The organism is Snodgrassella communis (genome assembly GCF_914768045.1).
Classification (GTDB): Bacteria; Pseudomonadota; Gammaproteobacteria; order Burkholderiales; family Neisseriaceae; genus Snodgrassella; species Snodgrassella communis.
Window position 1 is genome coordinate 35,597 of record NZ_CAJZCD010000008.1, and the last position, 17,472, is coordinate 53,068.

The 17,472-nt window shown below is 43.7% G+C and carries 18 protein-coding genes and 2 tRNA genes; 7 read left to right on the forward strand and 13 right to left on the reverse strand.

The annotated features are described in order from the left end of the window. Window positions 1–2: 2 nt before the first annotated feature. From grxB to MJ761_RS08440, 3 genes are all read right to left on the reverse strand, one after another. Entirely contained in the window at window positions 3–650 is a 648-nt protein-coding gene (grxB, locus tag MJ761_RS08430; RefSeq protein WP_093091410.1) for a glutaredoxin 2, read from the reverse strand. 302 nt (window positions 651–952) lie between these two features. Then, window positions 953–1,150, reverse strand: a complete 198-nt coding sequence (locus MJ761_RS08435) for a hypothetical protein (RefSeq protein WP_093091412.1) — start codon at window positions 1,148–1,150, stop codon at window positions 953–955. A gap of 302 nt (window positions 1,151–1,452) precedes the next feature. Continuing rightward, the gene (locus MJ761_RS08440; protein ID WP_093091414.1) at window positions 1,453–2,679 is read right to left on the reverse strand and encodes a chloride channel protein; all 1,227 of its coding nucleotides are present in this window, start codon (window positions 2,677–2,679) and stop codon (window positions 1,453–1,455) included. A 145-nt stretch (window positions 2,680–2,824) separates the two neighbouring features. On the opposite strand from MJ761_RS08440, the gene MJ761_RS08445 reads away from it, so the two are divergent. Next, window positions 2,825–4,453 (forward strand): ABC-F family ATPase, encoded by a 1,629-nt coding sequence (locus MJ761_RS08445; protein ID WP_093091416.1) that lies wholly within the window; start codon window positions 2,825–2,827, stop codon window positions 4,451–4,453. 54 nt (window positions 4,454–4,507) lie between these two features. Continuing rightward, the gene (locus tag MJ761_RS08450; protein WP_093091418.1) at window positions 4,508–5,053 is read left to right on the forward strand and encodes a GNAT family N-acetyltransferase; all 546 of its coding nucleotides are present in this window, start codon (window positions 4,508–4,510) and stop codon (window positions 5,051–5,053) included. An 18-nt stretch (window positions 5,054–5,071) separates the two neighbouring features. On the opposite strand, the gene crcB is transcribed toward MJ761_RS08450, so the two are convergent. Continuing rightward, window positions 5,072–5,458: a fluoride efflux transporter CrcB gene (gene crcB, locus MJ761_RS08455; protein WP_093091420.1), complete on the reverse strand. Its 387-nt coding sequence runs from the start codon at window positions 5,456–5,458 to the stop codon at window positions 5,072–5,074. 119 nt (window positions 5,459–5,577) lie between these two features. Between crcB and MJ761_RS08460 the strand changes: the two genes are divergently transcribed. The 5 genes from MJ761_RS08460 (at window position 5,578) to MJ761_RS08480 (ending at window position 8,713) form a co-directional block, all read left to right on the forward strand. Beyond that, window positions 5,578–6,114, forward strand: a complete 537-nt coding sequence (locus MJ761_RS08460) for an NUDIX hydrolase (RefSeq protein ID WP_093091422.1) — start codon at window positions 5,578–5,580, stop codon at window positions 6,112–6,114. 13 nt (window positions 6,115–6,127) lie between these two features. Next, complete coding sequence (gene gloB / locus MJ761_RS08465) at window positions 6,128–6,889, forward strand: hydroxyacylglutathione hydrolase (RefSeq protein ID WP_093091424.1); 762 nt, start codon at window positions 6,128–6,130, stop codon at window positions 6,887–6,889. 169 nt (window positions 6,890–7,058) lie between these two features. Further along, complete coding sequence (locus tag MJ761_RS08470) at window positions 7,059–8,399, forward strand: deoxyguanosinetriphosphate triphosphohydrolase (protein ID WP_093091426.1); 1,341 nt, start codon at window positions 7,059–7,061, stop codon at window positions 8,397–8,399. Between the two features lie 152 nt (window positions 8,400–8,551). Further along, window positions 8,552–8,628: transfer RNA gene (locus tag MJ761_RS08475), tRNA-Arg, on the forward strand. A gap of 10 nt (window positions 8,629–8,638) precedes the next feature. Beyond that, window positions 8,639–8,713: transfer RNA gene (locus tag MJ761_RS08480), tRNA-Glu, on the forward strand. 159 nt (window positions 8,714–8,872) lie between these two features. Here MJ761_RS08480 and recG read toward each other — a convergent pair. From recG to ribH, 9 genes are all read right to left on the reverse strand, one after another. Then, the gene (gene recG, locus MJ761_RS08485) at window positions 8,873–10,909 is read right to left on the reverse strand and encodes an ATP-dependent DNA helicase RecG (RefSeq protein ID WP_218060199.1); all 2,037 of its coding nucleotides are present in this window, start codon (window positions 10,907–10,909) and stop codon (window positions 8,873–8,875) included. 203 nt (window positions 10,910–11,112) lie between these two features. Continuing rightward, a complete protein-coding gene (ilvD, locus tag MJ761_RS08490; RefSeq protein WP_093091430.1) occupies window positions 11,113–12,981 on the reverse strand; it encodes a dihydroxy-acid dehydratase in 1,869 nt (622 codons plus the stop codon). Window positions 12,982–13,068: 87 nt separating this feature from the next. Further along, complete coding sequence (locus MJ761_RS08495; protein WP_093091432.1) at window positions 13,069–13,632, reverse strand: RDD family protein; 564 nt, start codon at window positions 13,630–13,632, stop codon at window positions 13,069–13,071. A 274-nt stretch (window positions 13,633–13,906) separates the two neighbouring features. Beyond that, complete coding sequence (locus MJ761_RS11000) at window positions 13,907–14,038, reverse strand: hypothetical protein (protein WP_369796834.1); 132 nt, start codon at window positions 14,036–14,038, stop codon at window positions 13,907–13,909. A gap of 82 nt (window positions 14,039–14,120) precedes the next feature. Continuing rightward, the gene (locus MJ761_RS08500) at window positions 14,121–14,366 is read right to left on the reverse strand and encodes a dihydroxy-acid dehydratase domain-containing protein (RefSeq protein WP_338054957.1); all 246 of its coding nucleotides are present in this window, start codon (window positions 14,364–14,366) and stop codon (window positions 14,121–14,123) included. 272 nt (window positions 14,367–14,638) lie between these two features. After that, window positions 14,639–15,232 (reverse strand): RDD family protein, encoded by a 594-nt coding sequence (locus MJ761_RS08505; protein ID WP_093091439.1) that lies wholly within the window; start codon window positions 15,230–15,232, stop codon window positions 14,639–14,641. A 407-nt stretch (window positions 15,233–15,639) separates the two neighbouring features. Beyond that, window positions 15,640–16,272, reverse strand: coding sequence for an RDD family protein (locus MJ761_RS08510; protein ID WP_093091441.1), 633 nt, complete (start codon window positions 16,270–16,272; stop codon window positions 15,640–15,642). Window positions 16,273–16,458: 186 nt separating this feature from the next. After that, window positions 16,459–16,875 (reverse strand): transcription antitermination factor NusB, encoded by a 417-nt coding sequence (gene nusB / locus MJ761_RS08515; RefSeq protein WP_037405362.1) that lies wholly within the window; start codon window positions 16,873–16,875, stop codon window positions 16,459–16,461. Window positions 16,876–16,909: 34 nt separating this feature from the next. Next, the gene (gene ribH, locus MJ761_RS08520) at window positions 16,910–17,362 is read right to left on the reverse strand and encodes a 6,7-dimethyl-8-ribityllumazine synthase (protein ID WP_093091443.1); all 453 of its coding nucleotides are present in this window, start codon (window positions 17,360–17,362) and stop codon (window positions 16,910–16,912) included. Window positions 17,363–17,472 lie beyond the last annotated feature (110 nt).

Below are 17,472 nucleotides of genomic sequence, written 5' to 3' on the forward strand. Positions count from 1 at the left end.
TCTCAGATGGCGCGATCGTTAAACAGGGGAATGCAGGTAATGCGACTGATGCTGTTGATGTAGTCAAGCACCGGAGCCGGCCATTCAATGCTTTTAACCATGGTTAGATTGCGCAGTAGCGGAAATAACAGAATATCTTCCATGCCAAATGTACCACTGGCACCACAATCGCTGATAAACAATGGTGACAATGCAATCAGATCTGCATTCAGGCGCTCAATATAGGTTTGGCTGTTAAGCAGATGTTGTTGAAAATTGCCGTAAATAGCTGTTTTTTTACTAACAAAATAGTCTATAGCGCTTTGAGTGGCAAATTCAGGCAGATTAATGCTGATGCAGCGTGGCAGGGTTAGGAAATTGCGGTATGTATCGACAATTTTTATCCAGTCTTCAATTTCGGGACGGATGGTATGACTTAAGAGGGTATCACCGGCAAGCTGGTCGATGTAGTGTACGATATCCAGACTTTCACCCATGGCGCAACCATCATCTTTGACTAAAATTGGCACCATTTTTTTGCCAACTAGCTTGTTAGGTGTGTCTTCATCATCGTTGAGTAGGTAAATATTTTCTACCGGTACCATTTTTTTACCAAATATCATGCGCGCACGTACACAGTAGGGGCAATGGTCATAAAGATAAAGTTTCATTCTGGTTTCCTTATTCAGGGTATGGTGTGACTTAAGCAGGTACTATTTACCTTGTCCGAAACACATTTATCGGGTAAGAATATTGTATTGTAATTAGCTACTTACTGCTGATAAATAGGCAGTAAAATATTTTTTTACACAATATTTGTGCTTTTGAAAAATCTGGTTTTGTCGATTCATTTTTGATAATTGATTAATAGTATACATATATTAATTAATTTTAGTTCACGGTTTTTTTACCAGTTGTGTTGCATTAATCACGTTTTCAATTTTTCTCATGTAACAGCAAAGTAATGCTAGTTTCAGCCATACAGCAACACCTGTATTTGTTCAGGGCTTGGGGCTATGGTAGTACGGTCATGTAATCTATCTTTCTTACCTGCTACATCGGCAGGAGCAATGATGTGTGGGCGGTTTGTTTTGTGCTGATTTAATCTGCTTGGCTTTTGCTCAGTGCTTCTGTTTTGTATAGGCGGTAATTGCAGCCTGTTTTCAGGCATCTCTGTCGCTGGTGGCACAACATAAAAATATTGTTTATGGAGACGGGAGCAAAAGTTTCAGTTGTACCGGCGCGGGCGCTGTATTGAATTTAATCTGTTTTGTATACGCGGTTGGGTTTACATGCCGGCAAAAGCACTGAACCAATTCTGATGTTAATGCTGCCCTTAGCGCGTTTTGAATTCCAGTATAAACCAGTAACAGGCTCTGCTGAGGTTCGGTTGGCAGAATATTTGCGCATGCACAACTGGCTGGCAGAAGCCGAAATCTGTTCGGATTTGGCACATAGCTGCGCTCTGTTGTCTTATTGTTTGTTTAAGGCCTGCTGGCAGGGTAGTGCGGTAAGCAGGCACAAGCTCACGGGCATGATAAAGTCTGGTGCGATATTGGTTATTTCCAGTACGAATAATATGGCGGTCAGGGGCATTTTTTGCTGTATAGCCAGAAAAACAGTGGCACCAGTTATCACCGCGGCAACAACCGGCACTGATGGTAGTACGCTGTTCCATGCTGTGGCTGCCAGTAATGCGATAAGGCCGCCGAGCATCATAGAGGGAGTAATAAATCCACCATAAGCGCCGCCACGAGTTGCCAGCAGTAGTGCCAGCCATTTGCCGATTAGCAGAGCCAGAGCGTAACGCCAGCCAATGCTGTCATTAAATAACAGTTCGTTACCGGCTTTGCCATTACCCAGTATTTCTGGTAACCACATGGCCATGGCTCCAATTAATATAAAAGCAGCCATACTGATAAAAATCAGTCTGGGGCTGCTACGGTTGGCTGGTTTACAGTAGGCAAGTTGGCGCTGTAACAACCATGAGCTGGCAACGATTACCGGACCGAACAGCAGCGCCCAGATTAACAATGAGCTGTTCAAAGTAAACGCGGGTAGCTGATAGGCTGGTATGCTGCCCAATCCCAGACGGGCAACCCATGCAGCAGTGGTACAGCAGATTAAAGCAGCGATAACATGATTCCGCTGAAAACTGAATAGCAGGGTTTCCAGTGCAAACAGGGCACCGGCAAGTGGTACATCAAAAACAGCGGCCAGACCGGCAGCCGCGCTACAGGACAGCAGGATTTTGCGTTCTTCAGCGCTGATAGCTAAGCGGCGGCTTATATAATCAGCAATCGCTGAACTGATTTCACGTGGTGCTGTCTCACGCCCGAGAGGAGAACCCATACCTACAGTAAGAATCTGCAGCAGGGCATGAATCATGGTAGTACTTAATGGTATGGAGGGGGCATTGTTACTGATTGCCTGTTTGATATCAACCAGTTTGGATGCATAACGGTGCAGTAAAAACCAGCCTGTGCCTGCAATCACACCACAGCCACTTAAGGCCAGCAGCCGATGGGTGGCACTGGTTTGTTCGACTATGTTGCGAAAAGTGATGCCATCAACGCGGGAAATTCCGTAAACTACCTGCTGGATCAGGTGCAGTAAGCCGATAAGTGCCATGCCGGCTACACCTGCAATGGCACCACAGAGCAATAATAAGGCTATTAGTTTGGGGCTTAATCTGACCATATCACTATGCATTTGTAGTAGATGAAAAGCGTTTTTACATTTTAAATGACTATATTGTAAACGTCAGTACAGGGATTGCCGAACTTTGGCATTTGCCTGTGCTAAAATTAGACTATTTTGTCAGGATTTTAAAGGAAACATTCCTGTGATCAGTACCAATAATATTACGATGCAGTTTGGCGCTAAGCCATTGTTTGAAAATGTGTCGGTGAAGTTCGGTGGCGGCCATCGTTATGGTTTGATTGGTGCCAACGGTTCAGGTAAATCAACATTCATGAAAATTCTGGGTGGTGATCTGGAGCCCAGCAGCGGTGAGGTGGCCATCGATCAGGGGCTGCGGCTGGGTAAGCTGCGGCAGGATCAGTTTGCATATGAAGATATGCGGGTGCTGGACGTAGTGTTGATGGGGCATACTGAAATGTGGGCAGCCATGACAGAGCGTGATGCTATCTATGCTAATCCGGATGCTACCGAAGATGATTATATGCGCGCGGCTGATCTGGAAGCTAAGTTTGCCGAGTATGACGGTTATACGGCTGAGGCGCGTGCGGCCGAGTTGCTTGCCGGTGTGGGCATTGATGAGCATTTACATAATGCCAGCATGAGTGAGGTGGCGCCCGGTTTTAAACTGCGTGTATTGCTGGCACAGGCGCTTTTTTCCAAGCCAGATGTGTTGCTGCTGGATGAACCTACCAATAATCTGGATATTAATACCATTCGCTGGCTGGAAGGGGTATTAAACAGTTATGAATCTACCATGATTATTATTTCACACGACCGCCACTTTCTGAATGAAGTGTGTACTTATATGGCCGATGTGGATTATGGTGGCATTACATTGTATCCGGGTAATTATGATGATTATATGCTGGCTTCAACTCAGGCACGTGAACGTACTTTGAAAGACAATGCCAAGGCCAAGGAAAAACTACAGGAATTGCAGGAATTTGTGGCACGTTTTTCTGCCAACAAATCCAAGGCAAGGCAGGCGACCAGTCGTGCTAAGCTGGCTGATAAAATTAAAGCCGATATGGTAGAAGTGAAGCCATCTAGCCGTCAGAGCCCGTTTATCCGCTTTAATTTTGACGATAAGAAAAAATTACATCGACAGGCACTGGAAGTGCAGGATTTATCCAAACGATTTGACCGGCAATTGTTTAATAAGCTGAATCTGATGCTGGATGCCGGTGAGCGTCTGGCCATTATTGGCCCGAATGGTGCCGGTAAATCCACCTTGCTGAAACTACTGGCCGGTGCATACGATGAAGCCTGCAACGAAGGCATCAAGGCAGATACAGGTACCGTTAAATGGGCGGAAAAAGCACAGGTAGGCTATTACCCGCAAGACCATGAAAACGATTTTGATGTACCGATGACATTAACTGAGTGGATGCGCCAGTGGGGAAAAGAAGGCGATGATGAGCAGGTAATTCGTGGTACATTGGGACGCTTGCTTTTCGGCAGCAATGAAGTGGGCAAGCAGGTGCAAGTACTATCGGGTGGTGAGAAAGGCCGTATGCTGTATGGCAAGCTGATTTTACAGGAACCGAATGTGCTGGTGATGGATGAGCCCACTAACCACATGGATATGGAAAGCATTGAAGCGTTAAATATGGCACTGGAAAAATTCCCGGGCACGCTGGTGTTTGTCTCTCATGACCGTCAGTTTGTTTCCAGTCTGGCTACGCAGATTCTTGAGCTGGATGGTGAAGGTGGTTTTGAGTATTATCTGGGTGATTATGAAGGTTATCTGGCTAAAAAAGGTTTAGTCTGATTTTGTGCTAACTGCCTGTATATTTACAGGCAGTTTTTTATATGGGAGAAAATAATGAGTATAGATACGAACGATTCGGTAAAACTGATTGACTGTACCGAAAAAGAACACGCGGCAGCCATTCTGGCGCTTTTTAATGACACTATTGCCAATTCTACTGCCCTGTATGATTATGAACCGCGTTCGCTATCATTCATGGAAGGCTGGTTTGCAGCCAAGCGTGCACGTAACTGTCCGGTAATTGGTGCCGTAAACGGGCAGGGAGAGCTGCTGGCATTTGCTTCATGGGGCGCATTCCGGGATTATCCGGCTAATAAATATACGGTAGAACACAGTGTATATGTACGTAATGATTGCCGGCGACAGGGGCTGGCACGCAAGCTGATGCAGGAGCTGATTACACGTGCACAAAAGGCAGATAAGCATGTATTGATGGGGGTAATTGATGCAGCCAATAGTGGCAGCATAGCTCTGCATGAGCAGCTAGGTTTCAAACATGTTGGCACATTGCCACAGATTGGCTTCAAATTCGGCCACTGGCTGGATGCGGCACTGTACCAGCTTATTCTGGAAACACCAGCGCAGCCTGTGGATGGTTGATAAGTACATGATGCGGCTTCAGGCAATTTTCGGCCACCAGTGCACGCTGAGTAAACCTAGTATGGTCAAGAGTAAGGAACCACCTGTATGCAGCAGCATATGGGCTATGGCTGCTGCATAGCGTTGTGACTGAAGTAATTGCACAGATTCGAGCGAAAAAGTTGAAAAAGTAGTCAGCCCGCCAAGGAAGCCGGTAATCACAAACAGCCGCCATTCTGGTGCAATATTCACAAAATGCGTAAACAGACCACTGGACAAACCAATCAGATAGGCTCCTGTCCAGTTGGCTACTAGTGTGCCATACGGCAGGTAGGAATGAAGTGAATTCAGGCAGGTACCCAGCAGCCAGCGCAAAATAGCGCCCAGCGCAGCTCCGCTGGCAATAGCGAATAAAGATAAGTACATAATGAATCCAGTAAAAATGCGATACATAATTATTTATTTTACGCTAAAGCAGTATCCGATATTGCCATGTGTAGCTGAAATGACTACGCTAGAGTTTTAGCTACAGTAAAAATATCAGAATGAATTTAACCGAAACAAAAATTACCAGCAAAGAAATCTATCGTGGTTCATTTTTAAATGTTTTTGAAGATACCGTCAGCTTACCGAATGGCAATCAGGCACAACGGGTAGTGATACAGCATCCGGGAGCCGCTGCGGTTCTGGCCGTGACAGCTGAGCAGAAAGTGGTATTGGTAAGACAATGGCGCTATCCGGTGGGAGAGGCCTTACTGGAAATTCCGGCGGGCAAGCTGGATGGCAAAAATGAGGATCCGGCTGATGCTGCCTTGCGCGAGCTGGCGGAAGAAACACCTTATACCGCAGCAGAAGTTAAACTGATTCATACTTTCTATACCGTACCCGGTTTCGGTGATGAAAAAATGTATCTTTATCTGGCAGAAAATGTGCAGCCCAATAGTGCACTGGCAGCAGATGAGGATGAAATTCTTGAGCCATTGTTACTGAGCCGGGATGAGGTGCGTACGGCATTGGCCAATAACCAGATTCATGACGGCAAAACCCTGATTGCCTTGCAGTACTGGTTATTATATTGCTAAACAGGAGTAAGCCATGATGCAAATCGTTCCATTACCAGCCTTGTCTGATAATTATATCTGGTTATTGCGGCAAGGGAATCAGGCAATAGTGGTCGATCCGGGTGAAGCGGCCGTGGTGATGAATTATCTGGCTGCACAGGCGTTAAACCTGAATGCTATCTGGCTTACCCATGCTCATTATGATCATACGGATGGTGTAGCAGCGTTAAAACAACACTATCCGCAATGTCAGGTTGCTGGCTGGAGTGAGTGGCTAGAGGTGAACAGGGCAGTAAATGAAGGCAGCGAATTTGAAGTATTTGGACAGCAGGTAGCAGTATGGCATATTCCCGGCCATACTGCTGATCATCTGGCTTATGTATTAACTGATTCTGCTGGCCAGCAACGGGTATTTTGTGGTGATACGCTGTTTAGTGCCGGTTGCGGGCGGGTATTTCCCGGAACTATGGCACAAATGTTTGCCAGCTTACAGCGTTTAAACAGCCTGCCAGAGAATACTTTATTCTATCCGGCACATGAATATACAGCAGCTAATTTAAAATTTGCTCAGGCAGTAGAACCGGATAATCCGGCAATCAGGCAGGCAGTATTGCAAACAGCAACATTACCTACATTACCGGTAAGTCTGGCACATGAACGTGAGATCAATCCTTTTTTGCGTACCAGCCAGCCGCCAGTTATTGCATCAGTAGTGCAGAAAGGATTATCTGAGCAGCAGTCCACTGAGCCACTGGCTGTATTTACTTACTTACGAGAATGGAAAAACCGTTTTTGATTACGCCATAGCTTACAGCATGTTATCATTAAGTCAGCATAATAACGAAGGAATATATGAGTTGAAACAGGGCTGAATGATGGCAGCTGGTGATTTCAGCCAGTGAAATATCTATGGTGATTTCAGCCTGTCAACCTGTCTGCATATGAAAACAACAAAGCCATACTGTATGGACTGGACCCGATTACTCAGTGTCCAGCGTTTTAAACTGGATAACGGCTGTGTCGTACCTACTGTAACCGCCTCCAGTGAAGAGGGTGCGGAAGCTTTGCGTACTGATTTTCACATAGACTATGATCGCGTGGTGTTTTCCAGTGGTTTTCGCCGTCTGGCACGTAAAACGCAGGTGCATCCGTTTGCCCTACATGACCATACACATAATCGCCTCACTCATAGCGTTGAAGTAGCCAGCGTTGGACGCAGCTTGGGCAATCGTGTCGGTGTTATGCTGGCGGCTGGGAATTTCTTACCACCGGGCAGTCATGCTGCCGATATTGGCGCGATAGTGCAGGTAGCCTGTCTGGCACATGATTTTGGTAATCCGCCGTTTGGGCATACTGGTGAAGATGCATTGCGTGAATGGTTTCGCGACCCGCAGCATGCACACTATTTACGGGAACTAAGTAATGCCGAGCGTAATGATATTGAAACCTATGAGGGTAATGCACATAGCTTACGGCTGATAGCCAGTCTGGAAATGTATCAGAACGCTGGAGGCATGCGTCTTACCTCTGCGGTTATCGGCGCTTTGCTGAAATACCCTTGGACAAGTTCGGCTGAACAGGGAAGAAATAAATTCAATATTTATCAGACTGAGCTGCCTTTTATTGATTGTGTGGCTCAGGAGCTCGGACTGCCTCAGTCAGGAGAAAATCACTGGGTGCGACATCCATTATCCTATTTGATGGAAGCGGCCGATGATATTTGCTACGCCTTGCTGGATTTGGAAGATGCCGTTGAACTGGGCTTGTTGCAGGTAGATGAAGTAGAACAAATATTATCCAGATTAACCAATAAAGAATATGACTGGCATGACTATGCCAGTCAGGGACGTTGTGCCCGTTTGCGTGGTATTGCTATTGGTCGCGCGGTAGATGATATTGCCCATACCTTTATCAAGCATCATGGTGATTTATTAAATGGTTCATTCCGTGGCAAAGACTTACTTGCTCTGTCTAGCCCAGATGTAAATGAGGCACTAAATGCAGCCAAAGAGCTGGCGCGAACGCGGATATTCCGTCATCAAAGCAAGCTGATTACCGAAATCGCTACCTTTCCCTGTCTCGGTTCAATACTGGGGCTGCTGGTACCCGCTGTACATGCCTTTATTAAAACCGATAAATTGAGCAAACGGCAGGAATTGGCCTTATCCTTATTGAAAGAACAAAAACTGAGCAAAGACGATAGCTTATATCTGGCTTATATGAAAGTTCTGGATTTTGTCGGCGGAATGACAGATAACACCGCAGCAAAACTGGCACGTGAAGTATCTGGTATTGAAATGTTGTAGATTTTGTATCGGCTGTTTTGAAAAAACATATAAATCATAAATATAAATATTTTTTCTATGTTTGTTTGCGTTTTTGCTTGCCAAAACTCAGATTATTGCGTATTATCGCGCTTCTTGATTTTCAGTGACTCGTTGATGAGTTTGAAATCAATGCACCCGTAGCTCAGTTGGATAGAGTATCTGGCTACGAACCAGAGGGTCGGGCGTTCGAATCGCTCCGGGTGCACCAGTAAGACAACGCGCCCATCGTCTAGCGGTTAGGACATCGCCCTTTCACGGCGGTAACCGGGGTTCGATTCCCCGTGGGCGTGCCAGATTCTGAAAACCTGTTTGATTTTTCAAACAGGTTTTTTTATTTTATTTGAATTTATGGGTGATATATTCATCTGGCTGATATAGGTCTCCATAACCATGCTTATTAGCGTGATAACTGAATCAGCCTGAGTCATTGTCACCGATAACGGTAAATTATTTTATACTCCTAAATAAGCGGCACGTTGCGACAGCCAGCGTTGCAGATGTTTATTAACTGCTTCCGGTTGCTGGCTAATCAGGATCGGCGCCAGATCACGTGCTTTTTCCAGTAATGGCAAATCTTCTTCCAGATTGGCAAAGCGCAGCATAGGTACACCACTTTGGCGTGCTCCCAGAAATTCTCCCGGGCCCCGAATATTTAAATCCTGTCTGGCAATCTCAAAACCATCAGTATTTTCATAAATTACTTTCAGGCGCGCTTTGGCTAAATCGCCCAGTGGTTCACTAAACAACAATACACAGCGGCTGGCTGCTGCTCCGCGACCCACGCGCCCGCGTAGTTGATGCAGTTGCGCTAGCCCCATACGCTCAGCATGTTCAATAACCATTAGACTGGCATTAGGCACATCCACCCCAACTTCAATCACAGTGGTTGCCACCAGTACCTGAGTACGACCTTCGACAAATGCAGCCATTACTGCTGCTTTTTCCGCAGGCTTCAGCCGGCCATGTATCAGACCTATAGTTAGTTCTGGCAATGCGGTCTGTAATTGAGCAACAGTATCCACTGCTGTTTGTAATTGTAATGTTTCCGATTCCTCAATTAACGGACATACCCAATACACCTGTCTGCCCTGAATACAGGTATGTTTGACCAGCTTTTCCACTTCATGCCGGCGGGTACTGTTCACCAGACGAGTGACCACCGGTGTGCGTCCGGGCGGCAGCTCATCAATCACTGAAACATCCAGATCAGCAAAAAAACTCATTGCCAGTGTGCGCGGTATCGGTGTGGCAGACATCATTAACTGATGTACATCATCTCCTTTATTCTTTAAAGCCAGACGCTGAGCTACACCAAAGCGGTGTTGTTCATCAACAATCACTAACCCCAGATTATGAAAGGCCACATCATCCTGAAACAGCGCGTGCGTGCCAACAGCCAGTTGAACGGTACCATTTGTCAGCTCATTCTTTGCCTCTTCACGGGCTTTTTTACGCACACTGCCGGAAAGCCAGACAATCCTGATTCCTAATGGCGCAAACCATTGCTGAAATTTCAAATAATGCTGCTCAGCCAGAATTTCTGTGGGTGCCATCACGGCTACCTGAAAACCTGCTTCCATTGCTGCTGCGGCTGCCAATGCACAAACAATGGTCTTGCCACTGCCCACATCTCCCTGCAATAAACGGTGCATCGGATGTGTTTGTGCCAAATCATTAGTGATTTCAGCAATAGCGCGCTGTTGTGCCGTAGTTAAAGCGAAACCCAGATTAGCCAGTAAAGGTTGACTGATGTGTCCATCACCACATAAAGCTGTGGCATGACCACTCAAACGCTGCTGGCGTGCCAGCCGCATTGACAATTGCTGTGCCAGCAATTCATCAAATTTCAGCCGCTGCCATGCAGGCAAAGTACCTTCATGTAAGTCCCGTGCTGTGTACTCAGGTGGAGGTGAATGCAGAAAAGTCACACTTTCCAGAAAGGGAGGTAATTGCAGTTGTTGTAATAGCTCGGCTGGCAGAGTATCGTCTGCTGGCAGATGCTTAAGCGCAGCCTGAATCAGCCGCCGTAAAGTGGGTTGATTCAGCCCGTTCACTGTAGGATAGACAGGTGTCAGGCTTTCAGCTAATCCCTTGTCAATATCGGTACGAATTTTAGGATGTACCATTTCATCACCAAAAAAGCCATGTCTGATTTCACCCAGAGCACGAATGACATTGCCTTCGGCCAATTGCTTTTGCTGGCTAGGGTAAAAATGCAGAAAACGAAGATACAGAACATAACCGGACACATCTTTGACCTGTACTACTAACTGTTTGCGTGGACGAAATTGTATTTGCTGATGAATTACCGTTGCTTCAATCTGCACGGGTACGCCCGTCTGGGCATCAGCAATTGGGGTGATATGAGTTTCGTCTTCATAGCGTAAAGGCAAATGCAGAGCCAAATCCCAGATATTACTGATATTGAGCTTGGCCAGTTTGGCAAGAGTGCCTGCATTAACTGGAAAAGGAAAAGCAGCAGTAGACATGTTCAAACAGATAAAAGACATGATGCAACACTGCTACCATAACATGTTTAAACGCATATCGCTATTTTGTCTGGCTTTACCGCTGATTCATGACAGATAAATGACTGATAATTATTAAACAGACTTGTTTACCACAAAAAGAACCCGTTTTGCTGATCGGTAATTTTTTATCCGCAGCAAAACGGGTGGTTTTTCAGAAGTAATTAATCTTGTCGTTCTACCTGAGTGACATCACGTACTGCACCGGTATCAGCACTGGTAGTCATCGCGGCATAGGCGCGTAAAGCAACGGAAACATGGCGTTGGCGCTCTACCGGCTTCCATGCACGGGCACCACGGCTTTCCATTTCTGTCCGGCGTTGTTGTAATTCACTATCAGATACAGCCAGATGAATCCGGCGTGCAGGAATATCAATTTCAATAATATCTCCCTCGTGTACCAGACCAATATTACCGCCTTCAGCAGCTTCTGGTGAAGCGTGGCCAATTGACAAGCCGGATGTACCACCGGAAAAACGGCCATCGGTAAGTAAAGCACAGGCCTTACCCAAGCCTTTGGATTTCAAATAACTGGTTGGATAAAGCATTTCCTGCATACCGGGCCCGCCTTTAGGGCCTTCATAACGGATAATAACCACATCACCAGCTACAATATGATTGCCCAGAATGGCTTCAACCGCAGCATCCTGACTTTCAAAGACACGTGCCCGACCGCTAAATTTAAGAATACTGTCGTCTACACCTGCGGTTTTTACCACACAGCCGCGTTCGGCCAGATTGCCAAACAAAACTGCCAAACCGCCATCTTGTGAATAGGCGTGCTCCTTATCACGGATACAGCCATTTTCGCGATCCAGATCAAGCGATGGCCACATACAGTTTTGCGAAAAAGCTTCGGTTGAACGTACACCACCTGGTGCCGCCTGATATCGTTGTTTTGCTTCGGTATTGTCTGGATTGCTTACATCCCAGTGCGCAATTGCATCTGCCAGCGTGGGCATATGCACTGTATGCACACTGGTATCCAGCAATCCGGCACGATTGAGCTGGGACAGAATGGCCATTACACCACCAGCGCGATGTACATCTTCCATATGATATTTCTGCGTAGCTGGTGCAACTTTACACAGACAGGGAACATGCCGGCTTAACTGGTCGATATCGGCCATTTTGAAATTAACCCCAGCTTCAGTAGCAGCGGCGAGCAGGTGCAATACCGTATTGGTAGAACCGCCCATAGCGATATCAAGACTCATGGCATTATTAAACGCAGCCTTAGTAGCAATGCTGCGTGGCAGAACACTGCTATCATCCTGCTCATAATAGCGTTTGGCTAATTCAACAATACGCCGGCCAGCCTCAAGAAACAGCTCTTTACGTAATGCATGGGTAGCCAGTAAAGAACCATTACCGGGCAAAGACAAGCCCAGTGCCTCAGTCAGACAGTTCATCGAATTGGCCGTAAACATGCCGGAGCAGGAGCCGCAGGTAGGGCAGGCACTACGTTCTACATTGGCCACGGTTTCATCGCTGATCTTATCGTTACCGGCTTCAATCATCGCATCAATCAAATCCAGCTTGCGTGTCTGTTGCTGACCATTAGACATAGCGATGATTTTACCAGCCTCCATCGGGCCGCCGGATACAAATATGGTTGGAATATTCAGGCGCATCGACGCCATCAGCATTCCCGGGGTAATTTTGTCACAGTTGGATATACACACCAGCGCATCTGCACAATGGGCATTAACCATATATTCAACACTATCGGCAATCAGGTCGCGTGAAGGCAAACTGTACAGCATCCCTTCATGTCCCATAGCAATGCCATCATCTACGGCTATAGTATTAAATTCCTTAGCGATACCACCAGAACGCTCAATTTCGCGTGCTACTAGCTGACCAATATTATGTAAATGTACATGGCCGGGAACAAACTGAGTAAAAGAATTGGCAATGGCAATAATGGGTTTACCGAAATCGTTATCGGCAACACCAGTTGCGCGCCATAACGCTCGCGCACCAGCCATATTGCGCCCGTGTGTAGAAGTCTGTGAACGGTATTGTGGCATGATCATTCCCTTGTAATGTTTTTTATCTGTAAATGTAAAACAACTGCCAGCATAGTACGCAGGCAGTTGATATTTGTAAACTCAGGACTAAATTTTAATTACAATGGTTTTAGCCAGATAGTCTTCTAAAGTGCGCCGATAGGTTGCGGTACGAAATAACATAAACAGGCAAAGAATATAAAAAAATAAAGTTATCGGCTTAGATTTAATTAAAGCAATTTCAATGTCTTGATAAAAGAGCAGGTTTAGCGTTAGACCTACTATAAGTAATGCAACATAAGGAATTACTGTACGGAATAAAACAGTTCCGATAAATCCGGGATTGCTACCATCTATTTTGATAACTTTTATTCCTAGCAGTTTTTTTCCAAAGGATTGACCTTTTGTACTCATCATAATGCTCTGACCAATAAAATACATTAATATCGGAACTAAAGTAGCCAATATTAAACATATTTTTCCGGCTAGGGCACTGTGCAACATTTTGGCTATAAGTCCAAAGAAAAGTGTACCCAGAATCATACCAAGATGAAAAATCAGCACGTTAATTATAGCAGCAGCAATCCGACTCCAAGGAGAGGCTAGTTCAACTTCAATTTCATAATCATCTGCTAAGCTACTGTTAGATGAGGAAGAATGAAAATCAGTCATATGTAGAGTTATCCATTAACTTAATACAAGTTGTATAGAACAAATTTTAACTTAAAATGATTAATAATCACAATAAATGTATTTGTGGCAATTTTCATTAATTCATTATGTTTTTATACATTAATTACAATTGTGTTAGCAAGATAGTCTTGTAAAGTTCGGCGATTGTTTTTTTTTTTTTTTTTTGAGAAATAGCATGATTAAACAAATATATACGTAAATTTATAATAAAAATCACAGCTAATTGAGAAATAAATGATGGTAGTATGAAACTTCATATCGGTTGTAAGAATATAAACAATAATACTGACCCCGAAAGCATATTAAATACAATCTTACGTACTAATACCGTGCCAATAAAACCAGACTTTTGTCCATTGGTTTTGATGACTTTGATTCTCATCAATCGTTTACCAATCTCAGATTTTGTATATTTTGCTGTTATAGATAATGGTTAATTCTGCCACTAAATTTTGCGATAAATCTACTCATCGTACTTTTCCGGTTCTGAATGGGGACTGCTTATCTTCCATATAATGTTTTTGTGTAGCTGGTGCAACTTTATACAGACGGGGTACATGCCGGCTTAACTGATTGATAATGAACATTTTGAAATTAACCCCAGCAGCGGTGAGCAGATGCGATACCATAGTGATAGAATCGATCACAACGATATCCAGACCCGTGGCATTATTGAAAGCTGCTTTGGTAGCCATGTTGCAAGGGAGGATGATGCTATCATGCGCTTATGATTGCGTTTGGCTAATTCAACAATATGACGGGCGTCGTCGAGAAACCGTTCTTTATGTAAAGCATGTGTGGAAAGTATCCTAATCGGCAGTGCCAGTTACGCGGCATAGTACACGCGCACTGGCATATGCAGGCTATTGATATTTGTAAACTCAAGGCTGACTGTTAATTACAGTAATTCTGCCAACAAATTTCCAGTGTAAGCTCAGGTTTATTTTTTCGAGACAGTGTGTGTTGATAGGTATTATCTATATGACTATTTCTCTGCTTTTATAACTATTGTTCTGGCTAAATAATCCTGAAGAGTACGTTGATTTGTAGTTTTTCGGAAAAGCATAATCAGGCAAATAAACGGAAGCAGATAAGCAAATAAAAATTCAGCAGCTATCTCAGGAAAGTTAAATAAGTGAACAAATATAAACACAACAATAACTGAAATAATCTTGTTAATTATGTTAAAAACACCTTCGCGAAGTAATACAGTACCAACAAATCCCGGATTTTGTCCGTCAATGCCAATAACTTTAATACCCATCAGGCGTTTGCCAAAAGATTGGCCGGTTTTGCTCATTTGTATAAATTGAAAGATAGCAAAGACTAATAGAGATATAGAAATGCATATTATTAAACTTATAACTATAATATCGTCAGATTCAGATTGTAAGACAAATTTAACAAAAATAAAAGCGGGTATACAGCCAATAAGGGCAACCAAAGTTAGCAAGAGATTGTTAATAATATATGCGCTAATTCTGTTCCAGGGACTGGCAAGTTCAACTTCAACTTCCCTATCTATTGTATGGTCATATTGATGATTATTTGTTGAAAAGTTTTCTTGGGTATTAGACATAATTGATTTTTCTAAAAATTAGTTGATGAAAATTACATAAATAACTTTAATTGTTACAGTAATTGTTTCTTCTGCTACAATAGCTATACATAAAATATAAAATATACTGTTAAATATTTTAAGTAATATTGCTTTTAAGTTCTATAATTTTTTTGTGATCAATATTCAGCTCCTATTTTTATACGCTTCTCAGTTTCTCGATAGAGTATAAATAATTACGTTACTGTTATTGGTTGGTGGTGATTGATCAATAGCAAGCAACTTTTATTGTTCAAATTAACCGGTTTTCTATTGAACGATTAAATGATTACTTGTTCGAACTATTGATTTGCTATCCATACTGAGTATTAAATATCTGATATAGGCTTATTAATAGTCCCTGTAACAACCACAATCAGAATATCTAATTAACGTTTGGGAATTTTAACTGTTACAGGCTTATTGGAAGTTTTATCTTTGACAACGATTGTATCTGCCAGAAAATCCTGTAATGTTCGCCGCTGCCACTTATTAATAAATACCATAGCCGGAAAAAGCATAAAGACAAAGTAACCAATGCCTAAAGTCAATGTGCCTATTATTACTACTATTAATTGATATACGATTTCGCGCAAAATAACATTGCGTATAAAGCCAGGATTATCACCATTGGTTCTGATTACCCTGATATTTAGCATGCGTTTACCTATAGACTGACCATATTTAGTCATCCAGCTTATTTGCCATGCGGTAAAAATAATTAGAGCCATTATCGTTATCATGATAATAGTCAACGTTTGCGGTAGTGTAAGCCACTCTAGAAAAAACTCTGTAAATTCATCCGAGTCGTACTCTTCCTTCATAGTTTCGAATAATGCTGATAGTGAATAGATATATATGGGCAAAAAAATGATATATTGGAATAGCTGATTGATGGTTATTGCACACAGACGATAGGCAGGTGAGGCCAGCTCCAGTTTACCATCTGCTAATGCCGGCATAGGTTGTATGTAGTTATTATAACCAGATGTGTTTTCGTTAATGTTGAATTGTTTTTTCATGTAATTAATTAATATTTGATGTAATATAAATATGTTTTATTGTAAATAAATAAGAAGTATCCTGCAATACTAATTTTTAATGAAATGATACATAAAATAAAATATTTATGTTTTTGATTGTGGTTGAAAAAACAGACAGGTTGATCAATCAACCTGTCTGTTTTTACATTTGGGGTGCCAGTTTCTTTATGAGGAAGCACGTAATTCTGCTGAAAGTTTATCCAGAATGCCATTGATGAATTTATAGCCGTCTGTACCGCCGAAGGTTTTGGTGATTTCAATGGCTTCGTTAATAATAACCGGATGTGGTGTTTCCGGCATGGCTGAAAGTTCATGGCAGGCCATTAACAGTACAGCTTTTTCTACTGGATTAAGTTCATCTTCATGCCGGTCAAGCAGGGGACGAATGCGTTTCATGTAATCGCGCTGGTTGTTGTAGGCACCAAAGAATATCTGGGTAAACAGTTCACTGTCTGCCTTGGCAAAATATTCATTGTCGCGGATGTTCTGCGCGATGATGGCTGCTGATTCTTCTTTGTTCAGTTGTGCCTGATACAGTGCCTGTACGGCAAACTGACGCGCTCGGCGACGTGGGGTAATCATTGACATGTATATAATGTCCTTGTTCAGTAAATAATCAATATTGGGTTTTGAGCAGATTGGCCATTTCCACTGCTACCACCGCAGCTTCGCTGCCTTTATTGTGCATGCGTGCCAGAGCCTGAGCATCGTTTTCGGTGGTGAGGATGGCGTTGGCAATCGGTATCTGGTAATCAAGACTGATGCGGGATACGCCAGCGGCCGCTTCGTTGGATACCAGTTCGAAATGATAGGTTTCACCGCGGATAACTACGCCGATGGCTACTAGTGCGTCAAATTTGCCGCTGCGAGCCATGCTTTGCAATACCAGCGGTACTTCTAATGCACCGGGTACGGTGGCCAGTGTAATATTGCTATCCTTAACCCCCAGTTTTACCAAACGTTCGGTACAGGCCTTAACCAGTTGGGCTCCAATCGGATTGGTGAAACGCGCCTGTACGATGCCTATGTGTAGGCCAGAACCATTGTGCTCTGGGGTGATGGTATTCATTTTGATTTCCTTTATCATCAGTTATGCCATTGGCGGGATGTGTACGCCAGTAAAAATGCTTTTTGATGGGTACTCAAGTGCCAATGTTTAGTGTTCTGATTTTACCGAAT

Bases quoted from the DNA above. Each gene is read 5' to 3' on its own strand.
- grxB (WP_093091410.1), bottom strand. From the start codon at position 650: ATGAAACTTTATCTTTATGACCATTGCCCCTACTGTGTACGTGCGCGC.
- MJ761_RS08435 (WP_093091412.1), bottom strand. From the start codon at position 1,150: ATGCCTGAAAACAGGCTGCAATTACCGCCTATACAAAACAGAAGCACT.
- MJ761_RS08440 (WP_093091414.1), bottom strand. From the start codon at position 2,679: ATGGTCAGATTAAGCCCCAAACTAATAGCCTTATTATTGCTCTGTGGT.
- MJ761_RS08450 (WP_093091418.1), top strand. From the start codon at position 4,508: ATGAGTATAGATACGAACGATTCGGTAAAACTGATTGACTGTACCGAA.
- crcB (WP_093091420.1), bottom strand. From the start codon at position 5,458: ATGTACTTATCTTTATTCGCTATTGCCAGCGGAGCTGCGCTGGGCGCT.
- MJ761_RS08460 (WP_093091422.1), top strand. From the start codon at position 5,578: ATGAATTTAACCGAAACAAAAATTACCAGCAAAGAAATCTATCGTGGT.
- gloB (WP_093091424.1), top strand. From the start codon at position 6,128: ATGATGCAAATCGTTCCATTACCAGCCTTGTCTGATAATTATATCTGG.
- MJ761_RS08470 (WP_093091426.1), top strand. From the start codon at position 7,059: ATGGACTGGACCCGATTACTCAGTGTCCAGCGTTTTAAACTGGATAAC.
- recG (WP_218060199.1), bottom strand. From the start codon at position 10,909: ATGTCTACTGCTGCTTTTCCTTTTCCAGTTAATGCAGGCACTCTTGCC.
- ilvD (WP_093091430.1), bottom strand. From the start codon at position 12,981: ATGCCACAATACCGTTCACAGACTTCTACACACGGGCGCAATATGGCT.
- MJ761_RS08495 (WP_093091432.1), bottom strand. From the start codon at position 13,632: ATGACTGATTTTCATTCTTCCTCATCTAACAGTAGCTTAGCAGATGAT.
- MJ761_RS08505 (WP_093091439.1), bottom strand. From the start codon at position 15,232: ATGTCTAATACCCAAGAAAACTTTTCAACAAATAATCATCAATATGAC.
- MJ761_RS08510 (WP_093091441.1), bottom strand. From the start codon at position 16,272: ATGAAAAAACAATTCAACATTAACGAAAACACATCTGGTTATAATAAC.
- nusB (WP_037405362.1), bottom strand. From the start codon at position 16,875: ATGATTACCCCACGTCGCCGAGCGCGTCAGTTTGCCGTACAGGCACTG.
- ribH (WP_093091443.1), bottom strand. From the start codon at position 17,362: ATGAATACCATCACCCCAGAGCACAATGGTTCTGGCCTACACATAGGC.